This is a genomic window from Aliiruegeria lutimaris, from assembly GCF_900099935.1.
Taxonomy (GTDB): domain Bacteria; phylum Pseudomonadota; class Alphaproteobacteria; order Rhodobacterales; family Rhodobacteraceae; genus Tropicimonas; species Tropicimonas lutimaris.
Genome location: NZ_FNEK01000032.1, coordinates 21,640 through 45,091 on the forward strand (window position 1 = coordinate 21,640; position 23,452 = coordinate 45,091).

Consider the following 23,452-nt stretch of genomic DNA (forward strand, 5'->3'; position numbering starts at 1 on the left):
AAAACGTGAACACTGGCAGAACATCCCGTAAACGCGCGTCATTTCGCGCCTGTTGGGAACCGAGCGAGGGCCTGCCATGCTGACGAAGAAACAACTCGATCTTCTGGAGTTCATCCACAAGCGCGTGCAGCGTGACGGCGTGCCGCCCTCCTTCGACGAGATGAAGGATGCGCTGGACCTGCGCTCGAAATCCGGCATTCACCGCCTGATCACCGCGCTGGAGGAACGAGGGTTCATCCGCCGCCTCGCCCACCGGGCGCGTGCCATCGAGATCGTGAAATTGCCGGACTCGATGCTGGCCAAGGGTTTCACCCCGACCGTGATCAACGGAGATTTACCCGATAGCGGACGAGTGCCGAACGGGGCGATACCTGTCGAGGTGCACGCGACGGAGCTTCCGGTGATGGGCCGGATCGCGGCCGGTGTTCCGATCGAGGCCATCAGCCAGATCAGCCATACCGTCGCCGTGCCGGGGCAGATGATCGGTTCTGGCAAGCATTACGCGCTCGAGGTGCGCGGGGATTCGATGATCGATGCCGGGATCAACGACGGCGATATCGTCGTGATCCGCGAGCAGAACACGGCCGATGACGGCGATATCGTGGTGGCGCTGGTGGTGGAGTCGAGCGAGGCGACGCTGAAGCGTTTCCGCCGCAAGGGCAAGATGATCGCGCTTGAAGCCGCCAACCCGGCCTATGAGCCGCGCATTCTGCGCGATGACCAGGTGAAGGTTCAGGGGCGACTGGTCGGGTTGATCCGCAGCTATTTGAACTGATCTTCAAAGGGTCAGCGGGTCCAGAGCCGCTGACCGGACGTTTCGGCGACCGTCTCGACGCGCAGCCCGTCCGGGTCCGTCCAGATCGCCACCGCGCCGCTTTCGCGCAGAGCTGGCGCGTCGAAGACAAGGCAGGGGCCAGAGGGACGGCCGGCCAGTGGCGTGTTGGCGACGATCACTTCGGCCTCGCAGCGCCCGCTGAAAGCCTCTGCCGCTTTCACCCCTGACAGGGCGAGGATGCGGGTTCCCGCGACCTCGGTCCGCCGCATTCCACGCGGGCCGGTGACGCCCTCCCGTGCGGCCGCCTGCTCCTGATCCGCGCCATCTCCATCGTTTTCGAGCCAGTTTCCAGCCGCGAACCCGTCGCCACGCGGCTTGGACAGAACCCGGCCGCCCTCGCCCATGACACCGACAAGCCCGCCCGTCTCGGCGATCAGGATCGGTGGCCGCTCTGCCTGAAGCCAAAGGAAAGCGGCCGCGAGGATCGGCAACAGGCCCAGCCAGCGCCCTGCCCCGCGCCAGATGATGAGCATAAGGAAACCGAAACTGAGGCCGGGCAGCACCCAGGGACCGGGTGCGACAACATAGGTTACCGCGCCCTCGATGGCGGAAATCCTATCGGCCACCAGCAGGATCCATTCCAGCCCGAAACGCATGACCTGAAGCGGCAACCATGCCAGGCCAAGCGGTCCCAACAGCGCAGCCGCGACCGCCGCCGGCATGATGAGCGCCCCCATCAACGGCACCGACAGCAGGTTCGCGATTAGCCCATAATCGGCGATCCGGTTGAAATGCGCCGCCCCGAACGGCGCGGTCGCGGCCCCCGCCACGGCAGAAGAGAGCACCACGGCCATTATAGGGGCAAGCCAGCGTGGCAGCCTCGGCAGCCGGTCACGATGATCGCGCAACAGGCCGAAAGCGGCGACAAGCGCGGTGGTGGCGGCAAAGGACATCTAGAATCCGGCGCCAAACAGCGCTTCGGGCGCGACAACGAGGATCAGGCTCGCCGCGATGGCCACGGAGCGCAGAGAGATCGCCCGCCGCTCCAGAAGCACCGCCACCAACATCACCGAAACCATGATAAAGGCCCGCTCGGTCGACACCGCGCTGCCGGAGAGCGTCAGGTAGGCCGCGCCAGCCAGAAGCGCGCCAAAGGCGGCGATCTTCTTGGTCGGGAAACGCAGGGCGAACCAGGGAAATAGCGCCATACCGCCCCGCAGGCCGGCAAAGACGACGCCGGTGAGCAGCCCCATATGAAGCCCGGATATGGCGAGCAAATGCGCCATGTTCGTTGCCCGCAGCGCCTCCACGCTTTCGCGCGGCATCGCGGATCGGTCGCCGGTGAGGATCACTGCGGCAAAGGCGCCAGCCGCCCCGGGAATGCGCGCCCGCACCCATTCGCTGATGGCGATCCGCAGGCGGAACACGGCGAGGCCCGCCCGTCCTTGCTCGGCCGGCGCAAGCGCCAGAACGGGGTTCCGCGTGTAGCCGACCGCGCCGAGTTGCTCGAACCATGCGAGGCGGCGGAAATCGAAGCCACCGGGCTCGACCGGTCCGTTGGGCGGAGACAGGTGCCCGGTCAGGATGACGGTCAGTCCGGGCTCGGGCGTCACGTGCGGGCCGTCGCCATGCAGGGACACCCGCACCCGCGCCGGCACGCGCTCCGGGCGGACATCTTCCAGAACGACCTGATCGAGCGTGAGGCGCAGCTTGTCGGAGGCAGAGCGATCGATATCAACGATCCGCCCCTGAACGGGGCCGTAATACCGGAAACCCAGCACGGGTTCGGCCACCGAATGCGCCCGTGCACCAGCCAGCAATGCCCCGATCAGGATCAATGTCGCGCCCCAGAACACCGGCGCGACATGCTCGCCGCCAAGCAGTCCGAGACCAGCCATTACCAGCCCTATTGCCGCGCAGATCCAGTAGAAACCGGTCGCAGGCTCGTTCGGGAGCGAGAACCAGGCGCCGATCCCGATGGAGAGGCAGATCGGCACCCAAAGCAGCAGGTGCCCCCGCTGCGCCAGAAGCGCCCCGGAGATCCATAGCCGCGTGGCTGCTGGGCGGTCAGACAGCGCCCCGGGGAAGGGTTCCGCATACATCGCCCCACCCTTGGGCGATCACGGTTACCAAAGGATTAACAGCTCTCCGCGGCGCCCGGCCGTCCTGTCCGGCACCCGCGGCGAGGAGCAGGAAATCTGTGACGACCGGCGCTCTTTCCTTCGACATACCAAGCGATTATAGCTTGCTCGACCAAAAGACATGGGCGCGAGGAACGAAGCCGGATTCATCCTGCAACTTCAGAAACTTGAACGCTCGAAAGATCGAAAGGCAGACAGGATTCATGGCTGAAGCCAAACAGGTAGTCACCCGCATCGCTCCCTCGCCAACGGGCTTCATGCATATCGGTACGGCGCGCACGGCGCTGTTCAACTGGCTCTACGCGCGCGGACGCGGCGGGAAATTCCTTCTGCGGATCGAAGATACCGACCGTGAACGCTCCACGCCGGAAGCCACGGATGCGATTCTTGCGGGAATGCGCTGGCTCGGGCTGGACTGGGATGGCGATGCCGTGAGCCAGTTCGAGCGCGTCGAGCGTCACGCGGAAGTGGCCCATACGTTGTTGGAAAATGGTGGTGCCTACAAGTGCTTCTCGACGCAGGAAGAAATCGCGGCCTTCCGGGACGCAGCCCGCGCCGAAGGCAAATCCACCCTGTTTCGCTCGCCCTGGCGGGATGCCGATTCGGCGACCTTCCCCGATGCGCCCTATGTCGTGCGCATCAAGGCCCCGCGCGAAGGCGAAACCGTGATCGACGATCAGGTGCAGGGCAAGGTGACCTTCAAGAACGCCGAACTGGACGACATGATCATGCTGCGATCGGATGGCACGCCGACCTACATGCTCGCCGTGGTTGTCGATGACGTGGATATGGGCGTGACCCATGTCATCCGCGGCGATGACCACCTCGCCAATGCTGCGCGCCAGTCGCTGATCTATGCCGCCATGGGCTGGGAATTGCCCGTCTATGCGCATATCCCGCTGATCCTCGGGCCAGACGGCAAGAAGCTCTCCAAGCGGCACGGAGCGACCGGTGTCGAGGAATACCAGAAGATGGGCTACCCGGCCGCCGGCATGCGCAACTACCTCGCGCGGCTGGGCTGGAGCCACGGCGATGACGAGTTCTTCACCGATGCGCAGGCGCTCGAATGGTTCGACCTCGACGGAATCAACAAGTCCGCCGCGCGGTTCGACTTCAAGAAACTCGAGAATCTGTGCGGGCAGCATATTGCAGCTGCAGAAGATTCCGATCTGGTGACCGAAATTCTCGCCTACCTGGACGCTACCGGCGCTGAAAAACTTGCTGACGAAAAGAAAGATGGCCTGTCGCGCGGAATGTACTGCCTCAAGGAGCGCGCGAAGACTTTCGGAGAACTCATTGAAAAGGCTTACTTCATCCTGGGGGATCGTCCGTTTGAGCCCGATGAGAAGGCCGCGAAGAGTCTGGATCCGGTATCCCGTGGTATACTGGGAGAATTGACGCCGCACCTGCAAAATGCTAGCTGGTCGCGCAATGGGTTGGAGGAGGCAGTTTCCGGGTTCGCGGAGGACAAGGAACTCAAGCTGGGCAAGATCGCCCAACCCTTGCGTGCCGCCCTCGCCGGGCGCACGGTGACACCGAGCGTCTTCGACATGATGCTCGTTATCGGTCGGGAGGAAACCCTTGACCGGATAGAGGATGCCGCGGGCCGAGCGGGGGAGTAATCCACCGGCCCGCATTTGGTTAAGCCGTGCCCAACAAGGAATAACCTTGGCCGGGCGAAGTCAGAGAGGGATGTCAATGACTGATAGAAAAGCGACGCTCACGTTCGACGACAAGACGCTCGAACTGCCGATTTATTCCCCCACACTGGGCCCAGACGTTTTGGACATCCGCAAACTCTACGCCGAAGGCGATGTGTTCACCCACGACCCGGGTTTCACCTCGACCTCGGCCTGCGAGTCCACCATCACATTCATCGACGGCGAAAAGGGTGAATTGCTGCACCGCGGCTACCCGATCGACCAGCTGGCCGCCGACAGCCATTACCTCGAGGTCTGCTACCTGCTTCTCTACGGGGAGCTGCCGACCCGGGCACAGATGGAAGATTTCGAGAGTCGCGTGATCCGTCACACGATGCTGCACGACCAGATGGTCTATTTCTATCGCGGTTTCCGCCGCGACGCGCACCCGATGGCGATCATCGTCGGCGTTATGGGCGCGATGTCGGCCTTCTACCACGACTCCACCGACATCACCGATCCGTGGCAGCGCGAAGTGGCCTCGATCCGCCTGATCGCCAAGATGCCGACCATCGTGGCCTGGGCCTACAAGTACTCGATCGGCCAGCCCTTCGTGTATCCGAACAACAAGCTGGATTACGCGTCCAACTTCCTCAACATGTGCTTCTCGGTCCCGGCGGAAGAGTACAAGGTGAACCCGATCCTGGCCCGCGCCATGGACCGTATCTTCACGCTGCATGCCGACCACGAGCAGAACGCGTCGACCTCGACCGTTCGCCTCGCCTCCTCGTCGGGCGCCAACCCGTTCGCCTGTATCGCTGCCGGCGCGGCCTGTCTCTGGGGTCCGGCCCATGGCGGTGCCAACCAGGCCTGCCTTGAAATGCTGCGCGAGATCGGCTCCGTCGACCGGATCCCCGAGTTCATCGCCCGCGCCAAGGACAAGAACGATCCGTTCCGCCTGATGGGCTTCGGCCACCGCGTCTACAAGAACTTCGACCCGCGTGCGAAGGTCATGAAGCAATCCGCGGACGAAGTGCTCGACCTTCTCGGCATCGAGGACAACCCGACGCTTCAGGTCGCCAAGGAACTGGAAGCCCAGGCCATCGCCGACCCGTATTTCTCCGAGAAGAAGCTGTTCCCGAACGTGGACTTCTACTCCGGGATCATCCTCGAAGCGATGGGCTTCCCGACCTCGATGTTCACGCCGATCTTCGCGCTCTCGCGGACGGTCGGCTGGATCTCGCAGTGGCACGAGCAGCTGTCCGATCCGGCACACAAGATCGGTCGCCCGCGCCAGCTCTACACCGGAGCCCCGCACCGCGACTACGTTCCGGTCGATCAGCGCGGCTAAGCCCAAGCACAGATAAAACACGAAAGGCCGGGGAATTCCCCGGCCTTTTTCCTTTTACTGTAGGGCGATGCGTCAGTGCGGCTGCTCGAAGATTTCCTTGAGCGCGGTATCGAGACGATCTGCCGCCTCCCGGTTCTGCTCCAACGAGTGAATGAAACGGCGCCCCAGAAGCAGTTTTCGGAGAAGCTTGAAGCTTGCTGCGCCAAGCCGCCGAAGCGCGCCGGCCGTGCGGCCGAAAAACATGCTTTTGCCTCCATCAGACACGACCGTCTCACCCCACCAGAGCAAGAAGCAGGCTTGAAAACAGTAGAGCCCCTGCCACCGGAAAAAGGAATGCACCGCGGCGATAGCCAAAGGAGGTTTCCAACACCTCGAAATGCAACACCGCTCCGGTCATCAGCAGCCCCATCAACAGCAGCAGCAGTTCGTTCTCGTTCATCCAGGCCGATCGCCCAAGCTGGGCCGATAGCCACCACCAGCCCATGACCATTGCCGAACCGGCCCAGGAGAAAGCCATTCCCAGCGACAACGGCGACATCCGCATCCCCCAGAGCCAGAGGAAAATGGTGGAAATCATCAGCGCCATGATCGTCATCGCTCCAAAAAGGATTTCGGCCGTGCCCACATAGCCCTGAAGCAGGAAGGCCAAATGCGTCCCCGCGAGGACAAGAACATAAATCGAAAGAGCTTGTTTCAAAATCCCGGTCTCCTCTCAGCTCACGCGGTCGCGCGGCAGGCGCTCACGTATCAAGGTGGTGATTTCCACGATGATCTCGGTATTTCGGTTCAGGATGCTCCGGGTTGCATCATCCTTCTGATGGTCCCGGAACAGCAGGTAGAAAACCAGAAGCACCCACGGCCCATGTTCCGTGGCCAAGGAGATCCAGAAATCGTCAGGAATGGGCATTCTTCCACTCCGCAAGCGCGGCATTTTCTAGGAAATTGCCCCCGATCACATTTGTCTCGGCTGGTTGGACCACTTCCGCGCCCAAGCCGGACTGCAACGCCCGAAGCACCGAGATGCCCTGCGTCACCTGCCCCGCGCGGGCGAGCGTCGTCGCGATGGAGCGTTGAAAATCCTGCCCCTTCGCCTGGTGGCGCGCGCCGAAATAGAAGCCGACGATCGCCCCCAGCAGCCACCAGAGAGGCTCCGGAACCAACGCGATCCCCTGCATGCGCGAAGCAAACCAGATCGGATCGACCATTGCCGACACGAAAAGGCCAAGCGTGCCCAGTGCCATCGCCGGGCGCGGAATCCGGTTCAGGCCGTCGATCACCTTGTCAAAGTTGGATTTCTGCTCGAAAGCGAATTCCGCCGCAAATTGGGTCAGCGCGGCCTGAACCTGTTCCGTATCCCGCTTAGCGCCGTTTTCCGCGTTTTCGCGAAACACATCCACCGTCTCCGCCACGACATTCCGCCCGCTCCCGAACAGGGTCGAGACTAGCTCGCCGATCACCCCCATTGCGCCACCCGTGTCTTGTGTTCGTTCTCGCTCAGGTGGAACCGGGGGGAGATGAACTCCTCCGACCGCCGGATCCAGCCACCCTTTCCGCCGTCGCGACGGCGGGCATATTTCCGGCTCGACGGCCGACGATCGGCCAGGGCGTAGTAGTAGTTCCGGCGGGCGATTCCGTATGCATCGGCCAGATGCTCCGGCGCCTTGCGCGCGGCGCTGTCGGCTGCGGCGAGGGTCTGCGGCCCGATGGCACCGTCCACCGCAACCTCCTCGCCAATCTGGCAAAGCAGTCGCTGCAGGATCTTCACCGCGTTGGAGCCTGCGTTGACATACATGTCGAACACACTGGCGTGCAGGCATTCGGGCAGTTCGGCAATGCGCGGGCGACGGAAATAATGCTCGATAAAGATGTTTTTTGCCGTTTTTCGATCCAACTTTCGGACATCCGCAACGGTGACCCGCCCATCCCCGTCGAGATCCAGTCCCAGTCGGCGCATGGTGCCGATCGTCACGCCATATTTCGTGGCGCCCCCCGGATCATCGGGATCGTTCACGAAGCCACCCTCGCGGGCGACGATTTCATGTGCAATTGCCTCAATGTTTTTCATGGAGCCTGTTCCCCGGCACAATTGGATAGGACGAAAGCTGCGCCAAAGTGTTTAAGAAGAGTAAACCACTGCGTGCGCCCGCCCTTGATACGGGGGGGGGGGCGGCACGCAAGCGATCAGGAGACAAAATGCCGGGATATCTGACACTTATTTTTGCCTGCCAATTGCTCGGGGAAATGGCCGTGGGCGCCTTGGCCTTGCCAATTCCCGGACCGGTCCTCGGCATGGTCCTTCTGTTTGGCTGGCTGATGCGCCGCGGCGCCGTGCCCGAAGGGCTGGGGAGCGTGGCGGGGGGATTGCAACGCGCCATGTCGCTGCTCTTTGTTCCGGCCGGCACAGGCGTAATGCTGCATTTCCAGTTGTTGGGCGACGCTCTTCTACCGCTCGGCCTCGGCCTCGTGGTCAGCACATTGCTCACCATCCTTGTCACCGGGGCGATGATGCACTGGCTGGCCAAGGGGGACGCCAAATGACGAACCTTCAGGAAACCTGGGTCTATCTCAGCGCCTCACCGCTCTTTCACCTGACCCTGACACTGGTTGCTTTCCAGGCCGCTTCCTGGCTCTTCGAACGGGGCGGGCGCAATCCGCTGCTGAACCCGGTGCTTGGCGCGGTGCTCCTCGTCGTGGCGGTCCTGGTGGCAACCGGCACCGATTACGGCACCTATTTCGAAGGCGCGCAATTCGTCCATTTCCTGCTCGGCCCGGCCACAGTCTCCCTCGCCATCCCGCTCTTCCGGCAGTGGCACCGCGTGCGCGCATCCGCGCTCGCCATCAGCGTCAGCCTGCTCTGCGGCTCGCTCACGGCCATTGTCTCGGCCGTCCTCGTCGCCCGCGCCCTGGGGGGAAGCTCCGAGATCCTCGCCTCCATCGCCCCCAAATCCGTCACCGCCCCCGTCGCCATGGCCATCGCAGAGGAGCTTGGTGGCCTTCCGTCCCTCACCGCGGTGCTTGTCATCGTCACCGGCATCCTCGGCGCCATGTTCGGGCCTCTGCTGCTCGATCTCGCCCGGATTCGCGGCTGGCCTGCGCGCGGCCTTGCCATTGGCACCGCCAGCCACGGCATCGGCACCGCCCGCGCGCTTCAGGTCAACGAGACCGCGGGCGCCTTTGCCGGCCTCGCCATGGGGCTGAACGCGCTGGCGACCGCCCTGCTGCTGCCAATCCTCTGGCGCCTCCTATTCTGAAAAAGGCCGCGTATCCAATCGAATACGCGGCCTTCCTAACTCAATTTTATCGGACAGTTCAGCTACCGCCTTCTTTCACTTCCTGGTAGACGCCCTGTTCCTTCAGCGCATCCACCACCTCTTTCGGCATGTAGGTCTCGTCATGACGAGCGAGGATCTCGCTTGCCACGAAAACACCGTCCACGAGGTTGCCCGTGCCAATCATCCCCTGACCTTCGTCAAACAGGTCCGGCAGAACGCCGGTGTAGGAAACCGGCACCGAGGCTCCGCCATCAGTCACGCTGAAGGTGATGGTCTCGCCTTCGCCGCGCACCAGCGTACCCTCCTCGACAAGCCCGCCGATCCGGAAGGTCTCGCGCGCTTCGGGCGGCGCCTCCACGACATCGGACGGCGCGCGGAAATAGTTGATCCCGTCCCGCATCGCGTAACCGATCAGGGCGGTGCTTCCCGCCAGCGCCAGAAACGCCACCAGGATGATCTGGATCCGTCTCTTCTTCTTCAGGCCTTGCATGCCAGCCATGGTCGCGTTTCCTCCCGAGAATAACGCCTGATCTTACGGATAGACCGGCGAGAGCATCAAGCCCTCGGTTTCCTCATGTCCCAACATAAGATTGGCGTTCTGCACCGCTTGTCCAGACGAACCCTTGGTCAGGTTGTCCAGAACCGTATAAATCGTCGCCCGGCCCGCCTTGCGCTCCTGCACCACGCCGATATGTACGAAATTGGTCGCGCGCACATGTTTGGTCGCCGGCACCTGCCCAAAGGGCAACACGCAGATAAAGGGCTCGTCGGCATAGGCCGCCTGCAACGCGGCATGAATCTCGACCGCGTCTCCGCGCACATAGCTCGCGGCCAGGATGCCACGGCTCGCGGGCACCAGCGTCGGCGTGAACTGCACTTCGACCGGCCGACCCGCTGCCTTGGAGAACTCCTGATCGAACTCACCCAGGTGGCGGTGCTTGCCGCCCATGCCATAGGCATACCAGTTTTCGCCCAACTCGGCCTGCAGCAGGTTCTCCTTGAGAGATCGGCCCGCGCCGCTGACGCCTACCTTCATGTCGATGATGATTTCATCGAGGTCGATCACACCGGCCTTGATAGCCGGGATCAGCGAGAATTGCCCGGCTGCGGCGTTGCAGCCCGTCCCGGCCACAAGCCGTGCGCCCCGGATTTCCTCGCGGTAGAACTCGGTGAGGCCATAGACGGCCTCTTTCTGAAGCTCCGGCGCCGAATGCGGCTTGCCATACCATTTCTCGTAGACATCGAGATTGCGCAGACGGAAATCCGCGCTCAGGTCCACGACCTTCACGCTCGCAGGCAGGGTCGAGATCACCGCCTGGCTGGTGGCATGCGGCAGCGCGCAGAAGCAGATATCGATCTCGGAGAAATCCAGTTCCTCGATCCGCTTGAGCACCGGCAGATCCATATGGCGCAGATGCGGATAGACCTCCGACATTTCCATCCCCGCCTTTCGGTCGGCGGACAGGGCTGCGATTTCCAACCCTGGATGGGTTGCAATCAGGCGGACGAGTTCGGCGCCGGTATAGCCGGACGCCCCAAGAATAGCGGTTTTATGGGTCATGTCGGGACCTGGGAGTTGAGTAAGGCTGCAGGTTTAGCGAGATTTCAGGTGCCCCGCAATCAGGCGGAGACGAACTCGATCTTTCGTCGCAGGAATTGGGTGGCACGGTTCGAGACCACGCGCGGATTTCCGGTCGTCAGGAAAACGGAGTTCTGCCCCTCCCCAAGCATCTTGGGATGCCGGCCAAGATAGTCGGCAAGGCTCTCGGCCACGAGATTGGCCTGCGAGTAGACCTTCACCTCCGGCCCGAGCGCATCGGCAAAGATATCTTCCATCAGCGGATAATGGGTGCAGCCGAGAATCGCGGCCTCCGGATGCGGCATCTTTCGTTTGAGCGCGTCCACATGGCTGCGTACCAGAGCTTCGGCAAGGATCAGGTCACCATCTTCGATCGCGTCCACAACGCCTCCGCAGGCCTGCGCCTCCACGTCGACGCCGATCGCCCGGAAGGCAAGTTCGCGCTGGAAGGCCCGGCTGGACACCGTCGCCGGCGTCGCGAACAGGGCCACGTGCTGAACGGCCACTTCGCGCGGCGGGGAGTTGTCGCCCCATTGCCGCTCCGTCATCGCCTCGATCAGGGGCACGAACACGCCGAGCACGCGCTTGTTCGTCGGCACCCAGCTTTCCTGCATCCGCCGAAGCGCCGCTGCCGAAGCCGTGTTGCAGGCCAGGATGACAAGGTCGCACCCCTCCTCCCACATCCGCGCCACCGCCGACGTGGTCAGCTGGTAGACGTCTTCGGCGTCCCGCACCCCGTAGGGCGCGTGCGCATTGTCCCCGAAATAAACGAAGGGAACCTCGGGCAGACGCTTGCTCACCGCATCCAGAACCGTCAATCCGCCCAGGCCGCTGTCGAAAATCCCAACTGCCATCAGTATACCCGAGGTCCTTTCTCGCCTTTTTCGTCGCGATATTTCTCGTCGAACTCGAAACCGTAATCGAGCGATCTCAAGGGTCGTGGGGAAAGCGCGTAGGTTTCGGCACGCAGGAAATCCATCATCGCCCGCGAATCTCCGACATTTTCTTGCAGCCGTTCTTGGTCGATCGGGTTGCCGATCACAACCCGCACCGGCTCATCCACCCGTTTCTTGAACTCCTTTATCAGGAGCGCAAGCCGCAGGGTCGAATGCAGATGACTGGCCAACTGGAACAGGCGGCTGTTATGGCCCTCGAAGAAGATCGGCACCACCGTGGCGTTCGATTTCGCGACCATCTTGGCCGTGAAGCTGCGCCAGCCGGGATCCATGGGGCGGGTGTAGACTTTCGCCGATGTCGATACCGTTCCGCCCGGAAAAACCCCGATTGCGCCGCAGCTGTCGAGATAGCTCAACGCCGTCTTCCGGGTGGCGAGGTTCTCGCGCATGGCTTCCTTGGTCTCGTCGAAAGAAATCGGCAGGATCACCTTGTTCAGGTCTTCTGCCTTTCGAAACACGTTATTGGCCAGAATCCGGAAATCGCCGCGAACGATGGACAGGATATGCCCCATCATCAGCCCGTCCAGAATGCCATAGGGGTGGTTCGCAATGACGATCAGCGGCCCCTCGGTGGGGATATTCGACAGGCTCCCGCCGATCACATCGAGGCTCAGCCCATAGCGCGCGACCATCACGCCCCAGAAATCCTTGCCCTCTGCGACTTCGTGTTCGTAGCCCTCGGCGCGCTTGATCAACGAAATCCGCCCCGTTGCGTTCTCCAGAACTCGTACCAAGGCCCGTCCGCCACGCGACCGGACGGAACTGGAATAAGTAATGTCGCGCGCGACGTGCCGGCCTGGCATTCGTGTCGTCTCCTCGTTTCGTGGCGAAATACCTCGGAATACCGAGCCTTGTCACCATATATGCTGCAGATGCGACGATTGGGAGACCTGGGCAGAGGCTTTCCGGACGGCGCGAATGCGTGCCGAATCGCGACAGGGGGAGACGCATTCTGTCGCGATATGGATTTTTCTTGCAACGGGGATATGATCTCGACGCAGAGCATGCAAAAAGGCGCGGCAAGAATACGAGTGCAAACAACATACCGGGTAACCAAAAATGGACTGGGACAAGCTTAGAATCTTCCACGCCGTGGCGTCCGCCGGCAGCCTCACCCATGCCGGAGATTCGCTGCATCTTTCCCAGTCGGCGGTCTCCCGCCAGATCCGCGCTCTCGAAGAAAGCCTCAATACCACGCTCTTCCACCGCCATGCCCGCGGCTTGATCCTGACGGAGCAAGGGGAACTGCTGTACGACGCGACCAGCGGCATGAGCAAGCGCCTAGAGGCCGCATCCGCCCGCATCCGCGATTCCGAAGAAGAGGTCTTCGGCGAATTGCGCGTGACCACGGCCCATGGTTTCGGCTCGCTCTGGCTGGCGCCGCGGCTGGAACATCTCTACGGAAAATACCCCGATCTCAACATCGACCTGATGTTGGAAGAGCGGGTCCTTGACCTGCCGATGCGGGAAGCCGATGTCGCCATCCGGATGAAAGAGCCTTCGCAGGCCGATCTCATCCGCAAGCGCCTGATGACCGTACGCATGAGGCTTTACGCCTCGCAGACCTATGTGGACAACCACGGCGTGCCCGAGACGCCCGACGAGATGGCGAACCACCGCCTGATTTGCCAGGGCGCCTCCTCGACCCAGGTCGCAGCCGGCGCGGCGATGGTGCAGTGGCTTCTGGGCCACGGAATCACGTCGCGCTTGAACGTGAACAACTATTTCGGCGTGCTGCAATGCGTGCAGAACCATCTCGGCGTCGGCGTCCTGCCGAACTACATCGTCGAGAGCGCTCCGAATCTGGTGCGCGTTCTGCCCGAGGTCGAAAGCGCCGAAGTGCCCGTTTTCCTTGCCTATCCTGAAGAGCTGCGCCAATCCAAGCGGATCGCTGCCTTCCGCGATTTCATCGTCGAGGAAATCCAGGCGTCCCGCCGCCGGAGCGAGGGCGACGAGGACTAGAGCTCGGGTAACGTTGCGCATGCAACACATACATGGCAGCTATTCGCACCCACAGCATTTTTGAGCTTGTCCAAGTCGGCCCGGCTTCCTAAATCTGGGGTATCGACGGACATTGATTGTTCGTCTTTACCTCCCTGTTGGACTTGGACCGAGACTTGTTCTCGGCCTTTTTTTTGCGCATTTCACACGTTCCGAAAGCACCTCAGGCGGCGGGCGTTCCGAGGCGGAAGAAATGGATTTTCAACTTGGATGACTGCGAAAGCAGCATTTGGAAACCACGATTCTTGAGCTAAGGTGTTCGTAATTTAATCGGAGGATTCCTATTATTATGCGTAACCTTGTTTATTCCGCCGTCGCCATGATCGGCCTTGCGGTCCCGGGTCTTGCTGCACAATGCGGCAACTCATCGGGAGGTTTCGAAGCCTGGAAGCAGGCCTTCGCCAAGGAAGCGGCCAGCGAGGGGGTCGGAAAGCGAGGGCTCTCGGCTCTGTCGCAAACGCGTTACTCACAGGGCACCATCAACGCTGACCGGAATCAGAAGAGCTTCAAATACAGCTACGAGAAATTCTGCCAAGTACGCGGGTGCAACGTGATCGCCTCGCAGGGCCGCAAGCGCAAGGCACAGAGTGCCAGCTTCTATTCCTCTCTTGAAAACGCCTATGGCGTGCCCGCCGGTGTACTGATCGCGATCCACGGCATGGAAACCGGATTTGGCCGTTTCATGGGAGATTCCAACGTGTTGAGCGCCACGGCCACCCTTGCCTATGATTGCCGCCGGCCAGATTTCTTTCGTCCGCACCTGATCGGCGCGCTCATGATGATCGACAGGGGAATGATGTCGCCCAACGCGATCGGGGCCAAGCATGGCGAGTTGGGGCACACGCAATTCCTGCCGGGCAATGCCTATCGGTATGGCCGCGACGGCAATGGAGATGGCCGCATCGACCTCAACGACCAAGCCGACGCCCTCGCCTCCACCGCGAACTACCTGCGCCAGAAGGGCTGGAAACCCGGCCAGAGCTACCAGCCGGGCAGCTACAATTACAACATTCTGAAGGAATGGAACGCCGCCTCGGTCTACCAGAAATCCCTCGCGGTCATGGGCGCCCAGATCGACGGCTGACCCGGACGCCGGCGGTCCTCCGTCAAATCACGGTGGCGACAAGCACATAGGGCCTGTCGTCCCCCGCCCATGGCCGGCCCGTCACCGCCTCACGCGGCGGCCCGGCCCGAAAACCGCATACTTCAAGCTCCGCGCTCAGCCGTTCTGGCGCGAGATATTGAAGCCAGGCAAAAACCTCCCTTTCGCGCTTCGGCTCCACGATCCGATAACGGTCGAGCGCCGCAAGCGCGCCCGGGTAGACAAAGCTGACCCGCAGCCCGACATATTCCCCTTCGGCCCAGAATCCGTCGTCCAAACGGACGCCGATTTCAAAGCCTTCCTGCCGCGCCTTGAAAGCCGCCAGCGGAAAGGCATCGAGCACGAACTTCCCGCCCGCTGGCATCCTGTCGCGCAGCCTGTGAAACAACCGGGCGCGCGCCGCCTCCGGCATGGCGCAAACATCGCCATAGATCAGCGTGGCGACCTCCGCTTCCGGCAGCGGGTCGGTCAGGTAATTGCCAAGCCGAAAAACCCCCTCCGGACAGGCCGTCTCTCGAGCATGTTGCAGGGAGTCTTCGGAGAGATCGAAGCCGGTCACCACTGCGCCAGCGGCATGGAAGCGCTTCGCATAGAGCCCGGGACCGCAGCCGAGATCGAGCAGGCGACGGCCCTTCAGGCCGATCTCCGCATCCACCCAGCTACAAAGGGAATCGATATCCGCGTGCCTGCGCGACGCGATGTCGTGATCGGCGTCCAGATGCAGTGCCAGCATCTTCCGCGCCACATGCGGATCGGCCCAGAGCGCCGCGGTATCAAACCCGGCAAAAAGCGCGGGCCGGGTGGCGAAATCCTTCAGTATGTCGAACATTTCATGAGGTCCTTCGGGAAGGCATGGCCGTTCCCGCAACAAAATCCATATTTGGCAAGGCAGCGCCTAACCTGTCGAACCGGGCAGCCCCGGGATATGTGGCCTTGATTTTGCAAGTGGACGTAGCCTGCCACTCACAGCTCCCTTCAGCAATGCGACCGCTTGGCCCGCCGCGCGCCGCCCCCCTTCCCCTTTTGCGAAACAGGGCCTAAAAGCGCAGCCGACAAAGGGGAATGTTCATGACCGATCCAGCCATCACGCCGGAAATCATCGAGGCCCACGGCCTGAAACCGGAAGAATATGCCGAGATCCTGCGGATCCTGAACCGCGATCCGAATTTCACCGAGCTGGGCATTTTCTCGGCCATGTGGAACGAGCACTGCTCCTACAAGTCTTCGAAGAAATGGCTGCGCACCCTGCCGACCACCGGCCCGCAGGTCATCTGCGGCCCCGGCGAGAATGCCGGCGTGGTCGATATCGGCGACGGGCAGGCGGTGATCTTCAAGATGGAGAGCCACAACCACCCCTCCTACATCGAGCCCTACCAAGGGGCTGCGACCGGTGTCGGGGGCATCCTGCGCGATGTCTTCACCATGGGCGCCCGCCCGATCGCGGCGATGAACTCGCTCTCCTTCGGCGTCCCGGAACACCCAAAGACCAAATCGGTCGTTTCCGGCGTCGTGGCCGGCGTCGGTGGCTATGGCAACTGCTTTGGCGTACCGACCATCGGCGGCGAGGTCCGCTTCCACCCCGCCTATAACGGCAACTGCCTGGTCAACGCCTTTGCAGCCGGTCTGGCCGACACCGACTCGATCTTCTACTCCGCCGCGTCCGGCGTCGGCATGCCGGTTGTCTATCTCGGCGCCAAGACCGGCCGTGATGGCGTCGGCGGCGCGACCATGGCTTCCGCCGAATTCGACGAAACCATCGAGGAGAAGCGTCCCACCGTTCAGGTCGGTGACCCCTTCACCGAAAAGCGCCTGATGGAAGCCACGCTGGAGTTGATGCAGACCGGCGCCGTGATCTCGATTCAGGACATGGGCGCTGCGGGCCTCACCTGTTCCGCTGTCGAGATGGGCGACAAGGGCAAGCTGGGCATCAAGCTCGATCTCGACTGCGTGCCGCAGCGCGAAGAGAACATGACGCCCTACGAGATGATGCTCTCGGAGAGCCAGGAGCGGATGCTCATGGTGCTTCGCCCGGAAAAGGAGGCCGAGGCCAAGGCCGTGTTCGAGAAATGGGAGCTCGATTTCGCCATTGTCGGTGAGACCATCCCCGAGGACCGCTTTCTCATCCAGCATCACGGTGAGATCGTCGCGGACCTTCCCCTAGCCACACTCGCCGGTTCCTCGCCCGAATATGACCGCCCGTGGATCGAAACGGACCCCGCCCCGGCGATGGCCCCGGTTCCGGAGATCGACCCCATCGACGGGCTCAAGGGGCTGATCGGCTCGCCCAACTATGCCTGCAAGTCCTGGGTCTATGAGCAATATGACCAATCGGTCATGGGTGACACGGTGCGCACGCCGGGAGCGGGCGCTGGTATTGTCCGGATCCACGGCACCAACAAGGCGGTAGCCTTCACCTCCGACGTAACGCCCCGCTACGTGCGCGCCAACCCGGCCGAAGGCGGCAAGCAGGCCGTGGCCGAGGCCTATCGCAACCTCACCGCCGTCGGCGCCAAGCCGCTGGCAACCACGGACAACCTGAACTTCGGCAACCCGGAAAAGCCCGAGATCATGGGCCAGTTGGTCGGCGCCATCAAGGGCATCGGCGCGGCCTGCGCGGCGCTCGACATGCCGATCGTGTCGGGCAACGTTTCACTCTATAACGAGACCGATGGCGAGCCGATCCTGCCGACGCCGACCATCGGCGCCATAGGCCTGATCGACGATCTCTCGCACATGATCGGCCGCGAGGCCCGCGAGGGCCACGTGCTGCTGTTGCTTGGGGAAACCGCCGGCCATCTGGGCCAATCCGCACTACTCTACGAGGTCTTCAACCGCGAGGACGGCGACGCTCCGACGGTCGATCTCGACGCCGAGCTTCGCAACGGCAATTTCATCCGAGACAACCGCGACCTGATCGACGGCTGCACGGACCTTGCCGATGGCGGCCTTGCCCTCGCGGCCTTCGAAATGGCCGAAGGCGCTGGCGTTGGCGTCATTCTCGACCCCGCCGACACGCCCACCCTCTTCGGCGAGGATCAGGGCCGCTACCTGATCACGTGCTCCTACGACAAGGCCGAGGCGCTGATGGTCGAAGCCGGCAAGGCAGGGGTGCCGCTGCAAACGGTCGGCCGCTTCGCGGGCGACACGGTCCGCTTCGGCAATTCCGAGGCCCCGCTTAACGAGCTCTCCGCGCTCTATCACAGCGCCTTCGCCGCGGCGGTCGGCTGATGCGTCGCCCGGCGACTGGAGCGGATTCCTCCTTAATCCGCTCGGTCGCTGGCAATCCCGCCTATGCCCGTTTCATCGCGGATCATGTTTTGAAACCGCCCACCGGCAGGCTATAGCGATAGAAACCGGATGGGCAGCCGGATTCGGTCTGCCACGCCCGGAGCAAAGACAGGGAGGCCCCATGCAGCAGTATCACGACGCCCTGCGTACCATCCTCGAATACGGGCACGAGTCGACCGACCGGACCGGCACCGGAACCATCTCCCATTTCGGGCTGCAGTGCCGCTACCCACTGGCCGAGGGCTTCCCGCTCGTCACGACGAAAAAGCTGCACCTGCGCTCGATCATCCACGAATTGCTGTGGTTCCTCTCGGGCGACACCAATATCCGCTATCTCAAGGAAAACGGCGTTTCGATCTGGGATGAATGGGCAGACGAGAATGGCGATCTCGGCCCCGTCTACGGCCACCAATGGCGCCATTTCCCCAAGCTGGAACCGACAGGTTCCGAGGCCGGCGGCCGCCCACTCTTTCACGCCGGCGAGGTGGACCAGATTGTCGACCTCGTCGACGCCATCCGCAGGACGCCGGACTCGCGCCGCCTGATCGTCTCGGCCTGGAACCCAGCCGACGTGCCCGACATGGCGCTGCCCCCCTGCCACACGCTCTGGCAGGTCCGCATCCTGAACGGCAAGCTGCACCTTCAACTCTACCAGCGCTCGGCGGACATGTTCCTCGGCGTGCCGTTCAACATCGCCTCCTACGCGCTGCTGCTGGTCATGCTGGCCCATGTCACAGGCTACGAGCCCGGCGATTTCGTCCATTCCATCGGCGACGCGCATATCTATTCCAACCACATGGAACAGGTGCAGACCCAACTGGCCCGCACGCCCAAGCCCCTGCCCCAACTTCGCCTCGCCCGCGACGTGCCCTCGCTCTTCGATTTCCGCTACGAGGATTTCGAGATAATCGGCTACGATCCCGACCCGGGCATCAAGGCCCCCGTGGCGGTCTGAGCATGCTGAGCCTGATCGTGGCCCGCGCCCGCAACGGCGCCATCGGCAAGGGCAACACCATTCCCTGGCACGCCCCCGAAGACCTCGCGGCGTTTCAGCGCGAAACCATGGGCGGTGCGCTGATCATGGGGCGGCGCACCTGGGAGAGCCTTCCGGTGAAGCCGCTCAAGGGGCGGCTGAACTGCGTCGTTTCCTCCAAACCGGACGCCGCAGAGCTTGTCTTTGCCACCCCCGAGGCCGCGCTCGCATTCGCGTTGCAATCGGGCTACCGGCGCATCTACGGAATCGGCGGCGAGGCGATCTATCGACATCTCCTGCCGCAAGCCGACCGGCTGCTCGTGACAGAGGTCGACCTGGAGATCACAGGCGCCGACGCATATTTCCCGCCATTCGACCCCGAGGACTGGCGCCAACTGCCGCAATCGCTCCTGCGGACGGAAAGCCCGCGCTGCGTTTTGCACGAATATCTCCGCCAAGCCGGTTTCCCCGCGGAATAAGCATATGAGTCACAACAACAGGCCTTGAGAATCCCCGTCTGCATTGTCGGTTGACAGAGAGTCCACGAACTCTGCACATTTGGTGCAAATAATAAATTCGAGGCAGAGCAGTTCAATGATCCAGAAGCTGGCGCTACTCATGGCGCTGCTTGGCATGCTATCAGCATGCGGAGGCGGCGATGGCACCAACCCGGTCAACAATCCCGGTACGGATGATGGCGATGATGGGACAGAACTCCCCGACGGCACCGATGGCGCCACGGCGGCGGACCCGATCATCCGCTACGAAGAGCAGAGTGAAAATGGAAACGGCTACGCGAGCGACATCAGCTACGATCCCGCGACCGACACTTTCTCTGTAAACAATCTCGGCTTCGACGGAGCCAACGTCTACACCCGAGACAATCAAGTTGCCTGGCTCGGCCCCTTCGCGGTCTATGAAGCGACCGAGACCTTCTATGATTCCATGACCGGCGCACCGATCAGCCAGATCGCGGACTACAAGGCGATTTATGGTGTTTCCAGCAGCGGGCAGACCAATTTCGCCATTGTCCGGACCGGTGGTTATATCGACTACGGCTTCGGCGGTTTCGTTTATGCCCGCAATGGTTCCGTCACCCTGCCGACCACCGGTCAGGCCGCGTATTCGGGTGACTATGCCGGTCTTCGGGATTTCAGCGGCCGCGATGGCATCGAGTATGTTACCGGCGACATGGAAATGTCGATCGACTTCGAGGATTTCGATAGTGGCGATGCTGTAAGCGGCTATGTTTACAACCGCCGCGTCTATGACACCGCCGGCAACGACGTCACCAACGACATTCTCGTTGCGATGGGCAACGGTGCAACATCTCTTCCGACACTCGTCTTCGACATTGGACCGGGCGTGACCCAAGACAACGGCGAAATCGCAGGCACACTCCGTTCCAATACCTTTGACGCGAATGGCGTGGCCACGAAATACGAAGAGGGCAACTACTACGCCGTGCTCTCCGGTGCCAATGCCGAGGAAGTGGTTGGCGTTATCGTGGTGGACTCCAACGATCCTCGTTATGGCGTAGACGTGCGTGAGACCGGTGGTTTCATCCTCTACCGATAAGGCCCGCAATGGGCCAATCCGTCGGAGCCGCGCATGGCTCTGGCTAGCGCTTGGCGTTTCCCTCTCCTTGGGAAACGCCACTACGGCGCTTGCGGAGAACTTTACGCTCGACCCGGATGCCATGCGAGGCGCGGCAGCGCTCTCGATAGAGGTCGGCAACCCCCAACAGGCGCTTCATCTGGCCGAGGCCCTGCTGAAACGCGACCCCGAGGATGTCGAGGCACTGGTGCTGAAATCCCGCGCCCTGCGCGATCTCGGGAAATACCGCGAGGCTCTGGACGCGGCGCGCGAGGCACACCAGCTTGCCGAGAGCGATGTCGAGGTCTATTCCACGTCGCTTGCCCGCGCGCAGGCGCTGTCCTCGCTCGGCGCCCGGACGCGCGCCCAGCTCTGGCTGCGCATGGCCGGCCAGCACGCGCCCAATGAAGAGGCCCGCGCCCGCGCCATCCAGGACTTTCGCTATGTGCGCTCCCGCAACCGTTGGAACACCAATCTGAGCTTTTCCGTCGCACCAACCTCCAACGTCAATGGCGGCAGCGTGCATGACACGATCAGCTATGGCGGGCTGCAAGGAATCGTTCTGGACGGCACGGCCCGGGCGTTGTCCGGGCTCTCCTATTCGGGTGGCCTGACCACGCGTTACCGCTTTTCCGAAAGCCGCAATCACCAGACCGAGCTTGGCCTGCACCTGTTTCACCAGAGCTACCTGCTGTCCGACGAATCGCAGGAACAGGCGCCCGATGCCGAGGGCGACGATTTCGCCTACAGCTCCGTCGCTGTGGGGCTGCGGCACAGGTGGCGCCCCGATAGCTGGAGCACACCGCTGGAGTTTTCGCTGCTGGCGGGGCGCGGTTGGTATGGGCTGGAGGATTATTCCCGTTACACCCGCTCCGCGTTCGCCCATACCTTCCCGCTCGGCAAAAGCACCGCCCTGCGGCTCGAGGCCGGCGGCGAGCAGTTCCGCCGGGTGACCGACGATGCCGAGCAGCGCTCGCTTCATGCAAGCGCCACCATGCTGCATGAATTCGACAATGGTGGCGGTATGCGGCTGAATTTCGGCGTCCGAAACAGCGATTCCGACACCGGATCGCTCGACTATCGGCGCGTTATTGGCGGCGTTGGCTACACGTTGCCCAAGCCCATCGGCTCGGCGCGCGTCACGCTGGAGGCAGATCTCGAGCGTCGCCTCTACGAGAATTTCCCGACGGTCGACACCACCGATATCTACATCATCCTGACCGAGAAGGAACGCGAAGACCTTCGCGCCTCCGTCGGCGTGCAGCTGTTCTTCGACAAGGTCGAGTATTACGGCTTCTCGCCCACCGTCACGCTGCGCCATTCCGAAACGCGTTCCACCGATGACCGCTACGATACGGTGGAGACGGGCTTGAACTTCGGCTTCCGCTCGAACTTCTGATTGCGCCGCCCGCTCGAAATCGCATTCACCTTCGGTCTCCTCGGCGGTACTGTGCCCGCAGAGTGAAATCGGGAGAAGTTCGAGATGAAGGTTACCTATCTGCACACGATGGTTCGGGTGAAGGACCTGGAGAAATCCATGGCCTTTTACAAGCTCCTGGGCCTCGAGGAGACACGCCGCATCGACAACGAAAACGGTCGATTCTCGCTGGTCTTCCTGGCGCCGCCGGGTCAGCCTGAATGCCCGGTCGAGCTTACCTATAATTGGGATGGCGATGACGCGCTGCCCTCCGACAGCCGGCATTTTGGCCATCTCGCCTACGCGGTCGAGGATATCTACGCGATGTGCCAGCATCTTCAGGATAATGGCGTGGTCATCAATCGCCCGCCACGCGACGGACGCATGGCCTTCGTGCGCTCGCCCGACAATATCTCCATCGAACTGCTGCAAGCCGGTGAAGCCAAGGCCCCGGCCGAGCCTTGGGCGAGCATGGAGAATACCGGTCACTGGTAAGGCAATCCGCCGGTTTGCCGGGTTCCTCGGCCTGGCAGCCGCACTGTCTGCGTCGCATGTCGCGGCGCAGACCCCATGTCGGCTTGCCCTGCAATTGGCGCTGGACGTGTCCGGCTCCGTCGATTCCCGCGAGTACCGGCTTCAACTCGACGGCGTGGCCACTGCCCTGCTCGACCCGGAGGTACAGGCCGCGCTTCTCGCCCTGCCCGATTTTCCGGTGGTCCTGAGCGTTTTCGAATGGAGTGGAAAGGGATCGCAACGCGTCCTCGTCGATTGGAAACCGATCCGGAACGAAGCAGATGTGACAGCGCTTGCAACCCTGCTTCGCAACACCAACCGTGCGGTAATGTCCGTCAGTACCGGATTGGGCACCGCGATGCTCTTTGCGGGCGCGCGGTCCGAAACGGCACCCGCGTGCTCGCGGCTGGTTCTGGATGTTTCGGGAGATGGCAAGAACAATGACGGGCCGCGCCCGCAGGATGTCGGCGCAGCACTCCCGCCCGGCCTCAATATCAACGCGCTCGTCATCGGCCCGCACAGGCCTGCCGCTGTCGGGGCCCAGGCAGGTGAGACCAGCGATCTGGTGGGGTATTTCCGGGCCTATGTCCTGCGAGGACCGGAGGCCTTCGTCGAAATTGCCGTCGGTTACGAAGACTATGCCGAGGCGATGAAACGCAAATTGTTGAAGGAGTTGCAGGTTCTCACCCTGAGCGACGCCCACTCCGCATTCCCGGATCAGTCTCGCTGATCTGGCACTCCGTCCTTTCCGCCACTGCTTTTAACCGCATTCCGCAAAGGCGCCCCAGCGCAGTCTCTTGCAGATAGGGCAAAGGCTTCCGACACCCAGCGAACCGTCTCGCCGGACT

At 62.4% G+C, this 23,452-nt stretch carries 24 protein-coding genes and 1 pseudogene; 14 read left to right on the plus strand and 11 right to left on the minus strand.

Features of this window, described 5'->3' with window-relative positions; genetic code table 11:
• Window positions 1-76: 76 nt before the first annotated feature.
• Window positions 77-775: a transcriptional repressor LexA gene (gene lexA, locus BLR85_RS15450; protein WP_093157837.1), complete on the plus strand. Its 699-nt coding sequence runs from the start codon at window positions 77-79 to the stop codon at window positions 773-775.
• A gap of 11 nt (window positions 776-786) precedes the next feature.
• Here lexA and BLR85_RS15455 read toward each other — a convergent pair.
• Window positions 787-2,877: pseudogene (locus BLR85_RS15455) on the minus strand (ComEC/Rec2 family competence protein).
• A 242-nt stretch (window positions 2,878-3,119) separates the two neighbouring features.
• Here BLR85_RS15455 and gltX point away from each other — a divergent pair.
• Together gltX and gltA are read left to right on the plus strand one after the other, a co-directional pair.
• Window positions 3,120-4,538, plus strand: coding sequence for a glutamate--tRNA ligase (gene gltX / locus BLR85_RS15460; RefSeq protein ID WP_093157840.1), 1,419 nt, complete (start codon window positions 3,120-3,122; stop codon window positions 4,536-4,538).
• A 76-nt stretch (window positions 4,539-4,614) separates the two neighbouring features.
• Window positions 4,615-5,907 (plus strand): citrate synthase, encoded by a 1,293-nt coding sequence (gene gltA / locus BLR85_RS15465; protein ID WP_425284486.1) that lies wholly within the window; start codon window positions 4,615-4,617, stop codon window positions 5,905-5,907.
• Window positions 5,908-5,979: 72 nt separating this feature from the next.
• Here the strand turns inward: gltA and BLR85_RS29175 are convergent, their stop codons facing one another.
• From BLR85_RS29175 to BLR85_RS15485, 5 genes are read right to left on the minus strand one after another with little or no spacing between them, the layout of a single operon-like run.
• Window positions 5,980-6,150, minus strand: a complete 171-nt coding sequence (locus BLR85_RS29175; protein WP_170844592.1) for a hypothetical protein — start codon at window positions 6,148-6,150, stop codon at window positions 5,980-5,982.
• 28 nt (window positions 6,151-6,178) lie between these two features.
• Window positions 6,179-6,604, minus strand: coding sequence for a hypothetical protein (locus BLR85_RS15470; RefSeq protein ID WP_093157846.1), 426 nt, complete (start codon window positions 6,602-6,604; stop codon window positions 6,179-6,181).
• 15 nt (window positions 6,605-6,619) lie between these two features.
• Entirely contained in the window at window positions 6,620-6,814 is a 195-nt protein-coding gene (locus BLR85_RS15475; protein WP_093157849.1) for a hypothetical protein, read from the minus strand.
• Window positions 6,801-7,370, minus strand: coding sequence for a holin family protein (locus BLR85_RS15480; RefSeq protein ID WP_170844593.1), 570 nt, complete (start codon window positions 7,368-7,370; stop codon window positions 6,801-6,803). Before BLR85_RS15480 ends, BLR85_RS15475 begins: the two co-directional genes overlap by 14 nt.
• Window positions 7,361-7,972, minus strand: a complete 612-nt coding sequence (locus tag BLR85_RS15485) for a holin-associated N-acetylmuramidase (protein ID WP_093157852.1) — start codon at window positions 7,970-7,972, stop codon at window positions 7,361-7,363. Before BLR85_RS15485 ends, BLR85_RS15480 begins: the two co-directional genes overlap by 10 nt.
• 128 nt (window positions 7,973-8,100) lie before the next feature.
• On the opposite strand from BLR85_RS15485, the gene BLR85_RS15490 reads away from it, so the two are divergent.
• A complete protein-coding gene (locus tag BLR85_RS15490; protein WP_093157855.1) occupies window positions 8,101-8,445 on the plus strand; it encodes a CidA/LrgA family protein in 345 nt (114 codons plus the stop codon).
• Window positions 8,442-9,158, plus strand: coding sequence for an LrgB family protein (locus tag BLR85_RS15495; RefSeq protein ID WP_093157858.1), 717 nt, complete (start codon window positions 8,442-8,444; stop codon window positions 9,156-9,158). The genes BLR85_RS15490 and BLR85_RS15495 overlap by 4 nt, the downstream gene beginning before the upstream one ends.
• Window positions 9,159-9,216: 58 nt before the next feature.
• On the opposite strand, the gene ccmE is transcribed toward BLR85_RS15495, so the two are convergent.
• From ccmE to BLR85_RS15515, 4 genes are read right to left on the minus strand one after another with little or no spacing between them, the layout of a single operon-like run.
• Window positions 9,217-9,669, minus strand: a complete 453-nt coding sequence (ccmE, locus tag BLR85_RS15500; protein WP_093157912.1) for a cytochrome c maturation protein CcmE — start codon at window positions 9,667-9,669, stop codon at window positions 9,217-9,219.
• A 42-nt stretch (window positions 9,670-9,711) separates the two neighbouring features.
• Window positions 9,712-10,740, minus strand: a complete 1,029-nt coding sequence (argC, locus tag BLR85_RS15505) for an N-acetyl-gamma-glutamyl-phosphate reductase (protein ID WP_093157860.1) — start codon at window positions 10,738-10,740, stop codon at window positions 9,712-9,714.
• 59 nt (window positions 10,741-10,799) lie between these two features.
• Window positions 10,800-11,612, minus strand: coding sequence for a glutamate racemase (locus BLR85_RS15510; protein ID WP_093157862.1), 813 nt, complete (start codon window positions 11,610-11,612; stop codon window positions 10,800-10,802).
• On the minus strand, window positions 11,612-12,517 hold the full coding sequence (locus BLR85_RS15515; protein ID WP_093157865.1) for a lysophospholipid acyltransferase family protein: 906 nt from the start codon (window positions 12,515-12,517) through the stop codon (window positions 11,612-11,614). Before BLR85_RS15515 ends, BLR85_RS15510 begins: the two co-directional genes overlap by 1 nt.
• 256 nt (window positions 12,518-12,773) lie before the next feature.
• Between BLR85_RS15515 and BLR85_RS15520 the strand changes: the two genes are divergently transcribed.
• Both BLR85_RS15520 and BLR85_RS15525 read left to right on the plus strand, forming a co-directional pair.
• Window positions 12,774-13,676, plus strand: coding sequence for a LysR family transcriptional regulator (locus BLR85_RS15520; RefSeq protein WP_093157867.1), 903 nt, complete (start codon window positions 12,774-12,776; stop codon window positions 13,674-13,676).
• 328 nt (window positions 13,677-14,004) lie between these two features.
• Window positions 14,005-14,799 carry a lytic murein transglycosylase gene (locus BLR85_RS15525; protein WP_093157870.1) on the plus strand — a complete coding sequence of 265 codons (795 nt, stop codon included), beginning with the start codon at window positions 14,005-14,007 and terminating at the stop codon, window positions 14,797-14,799.
• Between the two features lie 22 nt (window positions 14,800-14,821).
• Here BLR85_RS15525 and BLR85_RS15530 read toward each other — a convergent pair whose 3' ends face one another.
• Window positions 14,822-15,646 carry an SAM-dependent methyltransferase gene (locus BLR85_RS15530; RefSeq protein WP_093157873.1) on the minus strand — a complete coding sequence of 275 codons (825 nt, stop codon included), beginning with the start codon at window positions 15,644-15,646 and terminating at the stop codon, window positions 14,822-14,824.
• 239 nt (window positions 15,647-15,885) lie between these two features.
• On the opposite strand from BLR85_RS15530, the gene purL reads away from it, so the two are divergent.
• From purL to BLR85_RS15565, 7 genes are all read left to right on the plus strand, one after another.
• Complete coding sequence (purL, locus tag BLR85_RS15535; protein WP_093157915.1) at window positions 15,886-18,045, plus strand: phosphoribosylformylglycinamidine synthase subunit PurL; 2,160 nt, start codon at window positions 15,886-15,888, stop codon at window positions 18,043-18,045.
• 181 nt (window positions 18,046-18,226) lie between these two features.
• The gene (locus tag BLR85_RS15540) at window positions 18,227-19,060 is read left to right on the plus strand and encodes a thymidylate synthase (protein ID WP_093157876.1); all 834 of its coding nucleotides are present in this window, start codon (window positions 18,227-18,229) and stop codon (window positions 19,058-19,060) included.
• A gap of 2 nt (window positions 19,061-19,062) precedes the next feature.
• Window positions 19,063-19,557, plus strand: coding sequence for a dihydrofolate reductase (locus BLR85_RS15545; protein ID WP_093157879.1), 495 nt, complete (start codon window positions 19,063-19,065; stop codon window positions 19,555-19,557).
• A 115-nt stretch (window positions 19,558-19,672) separates the two neighbouring features.
• Window positions 19,673-20,656, plus strand: coding sequence for a hypothetical protein (locus BLR85_RS15550; protein ID WP_093157882.1), 984 nt, complete (start codon window positions 19,673-19,675; stop codon window positions 20,654-20,656).
• 67 nt (window positions 20,657-20,723) lie between these two features.
• A complete protein-coding gene (locus tag BLR85_RS15555) occupies window positions 20,724-22,073 on the plus strand; it encodes a surface lipoprotein assembly modifier (RefSeq protein WP_139188419.1) in 1,350 nt (449 codons plus the stop codon).
• 84 nt (window positions 22,074-22,157) lie between these two features.
• Window positions 22,158-22,586, plus strand: coding sequence for a VOC family protein (locus tag BLR85_RS15560; RefSeq protein ID WP_093157888.1), 429 nt, complete (start codon window positions 22,158-22,160; stop codon window positions 22,584-22,586).
• Between the two features lie 43 nt (window positions 22,587-22,629).
• Window positions 22,630-23,334, plus strand: a complete 705-nt coding sequence (locus BLR85_RS15565) for a DUF1194 domain-containing protein (protein WP_342028792.1) — start codon at window positions 22,630-22,632, stop codon at window positions 23,332-23,334.
• Window positions 23,335-23,452: the final 118 nt, after the last annotated feature.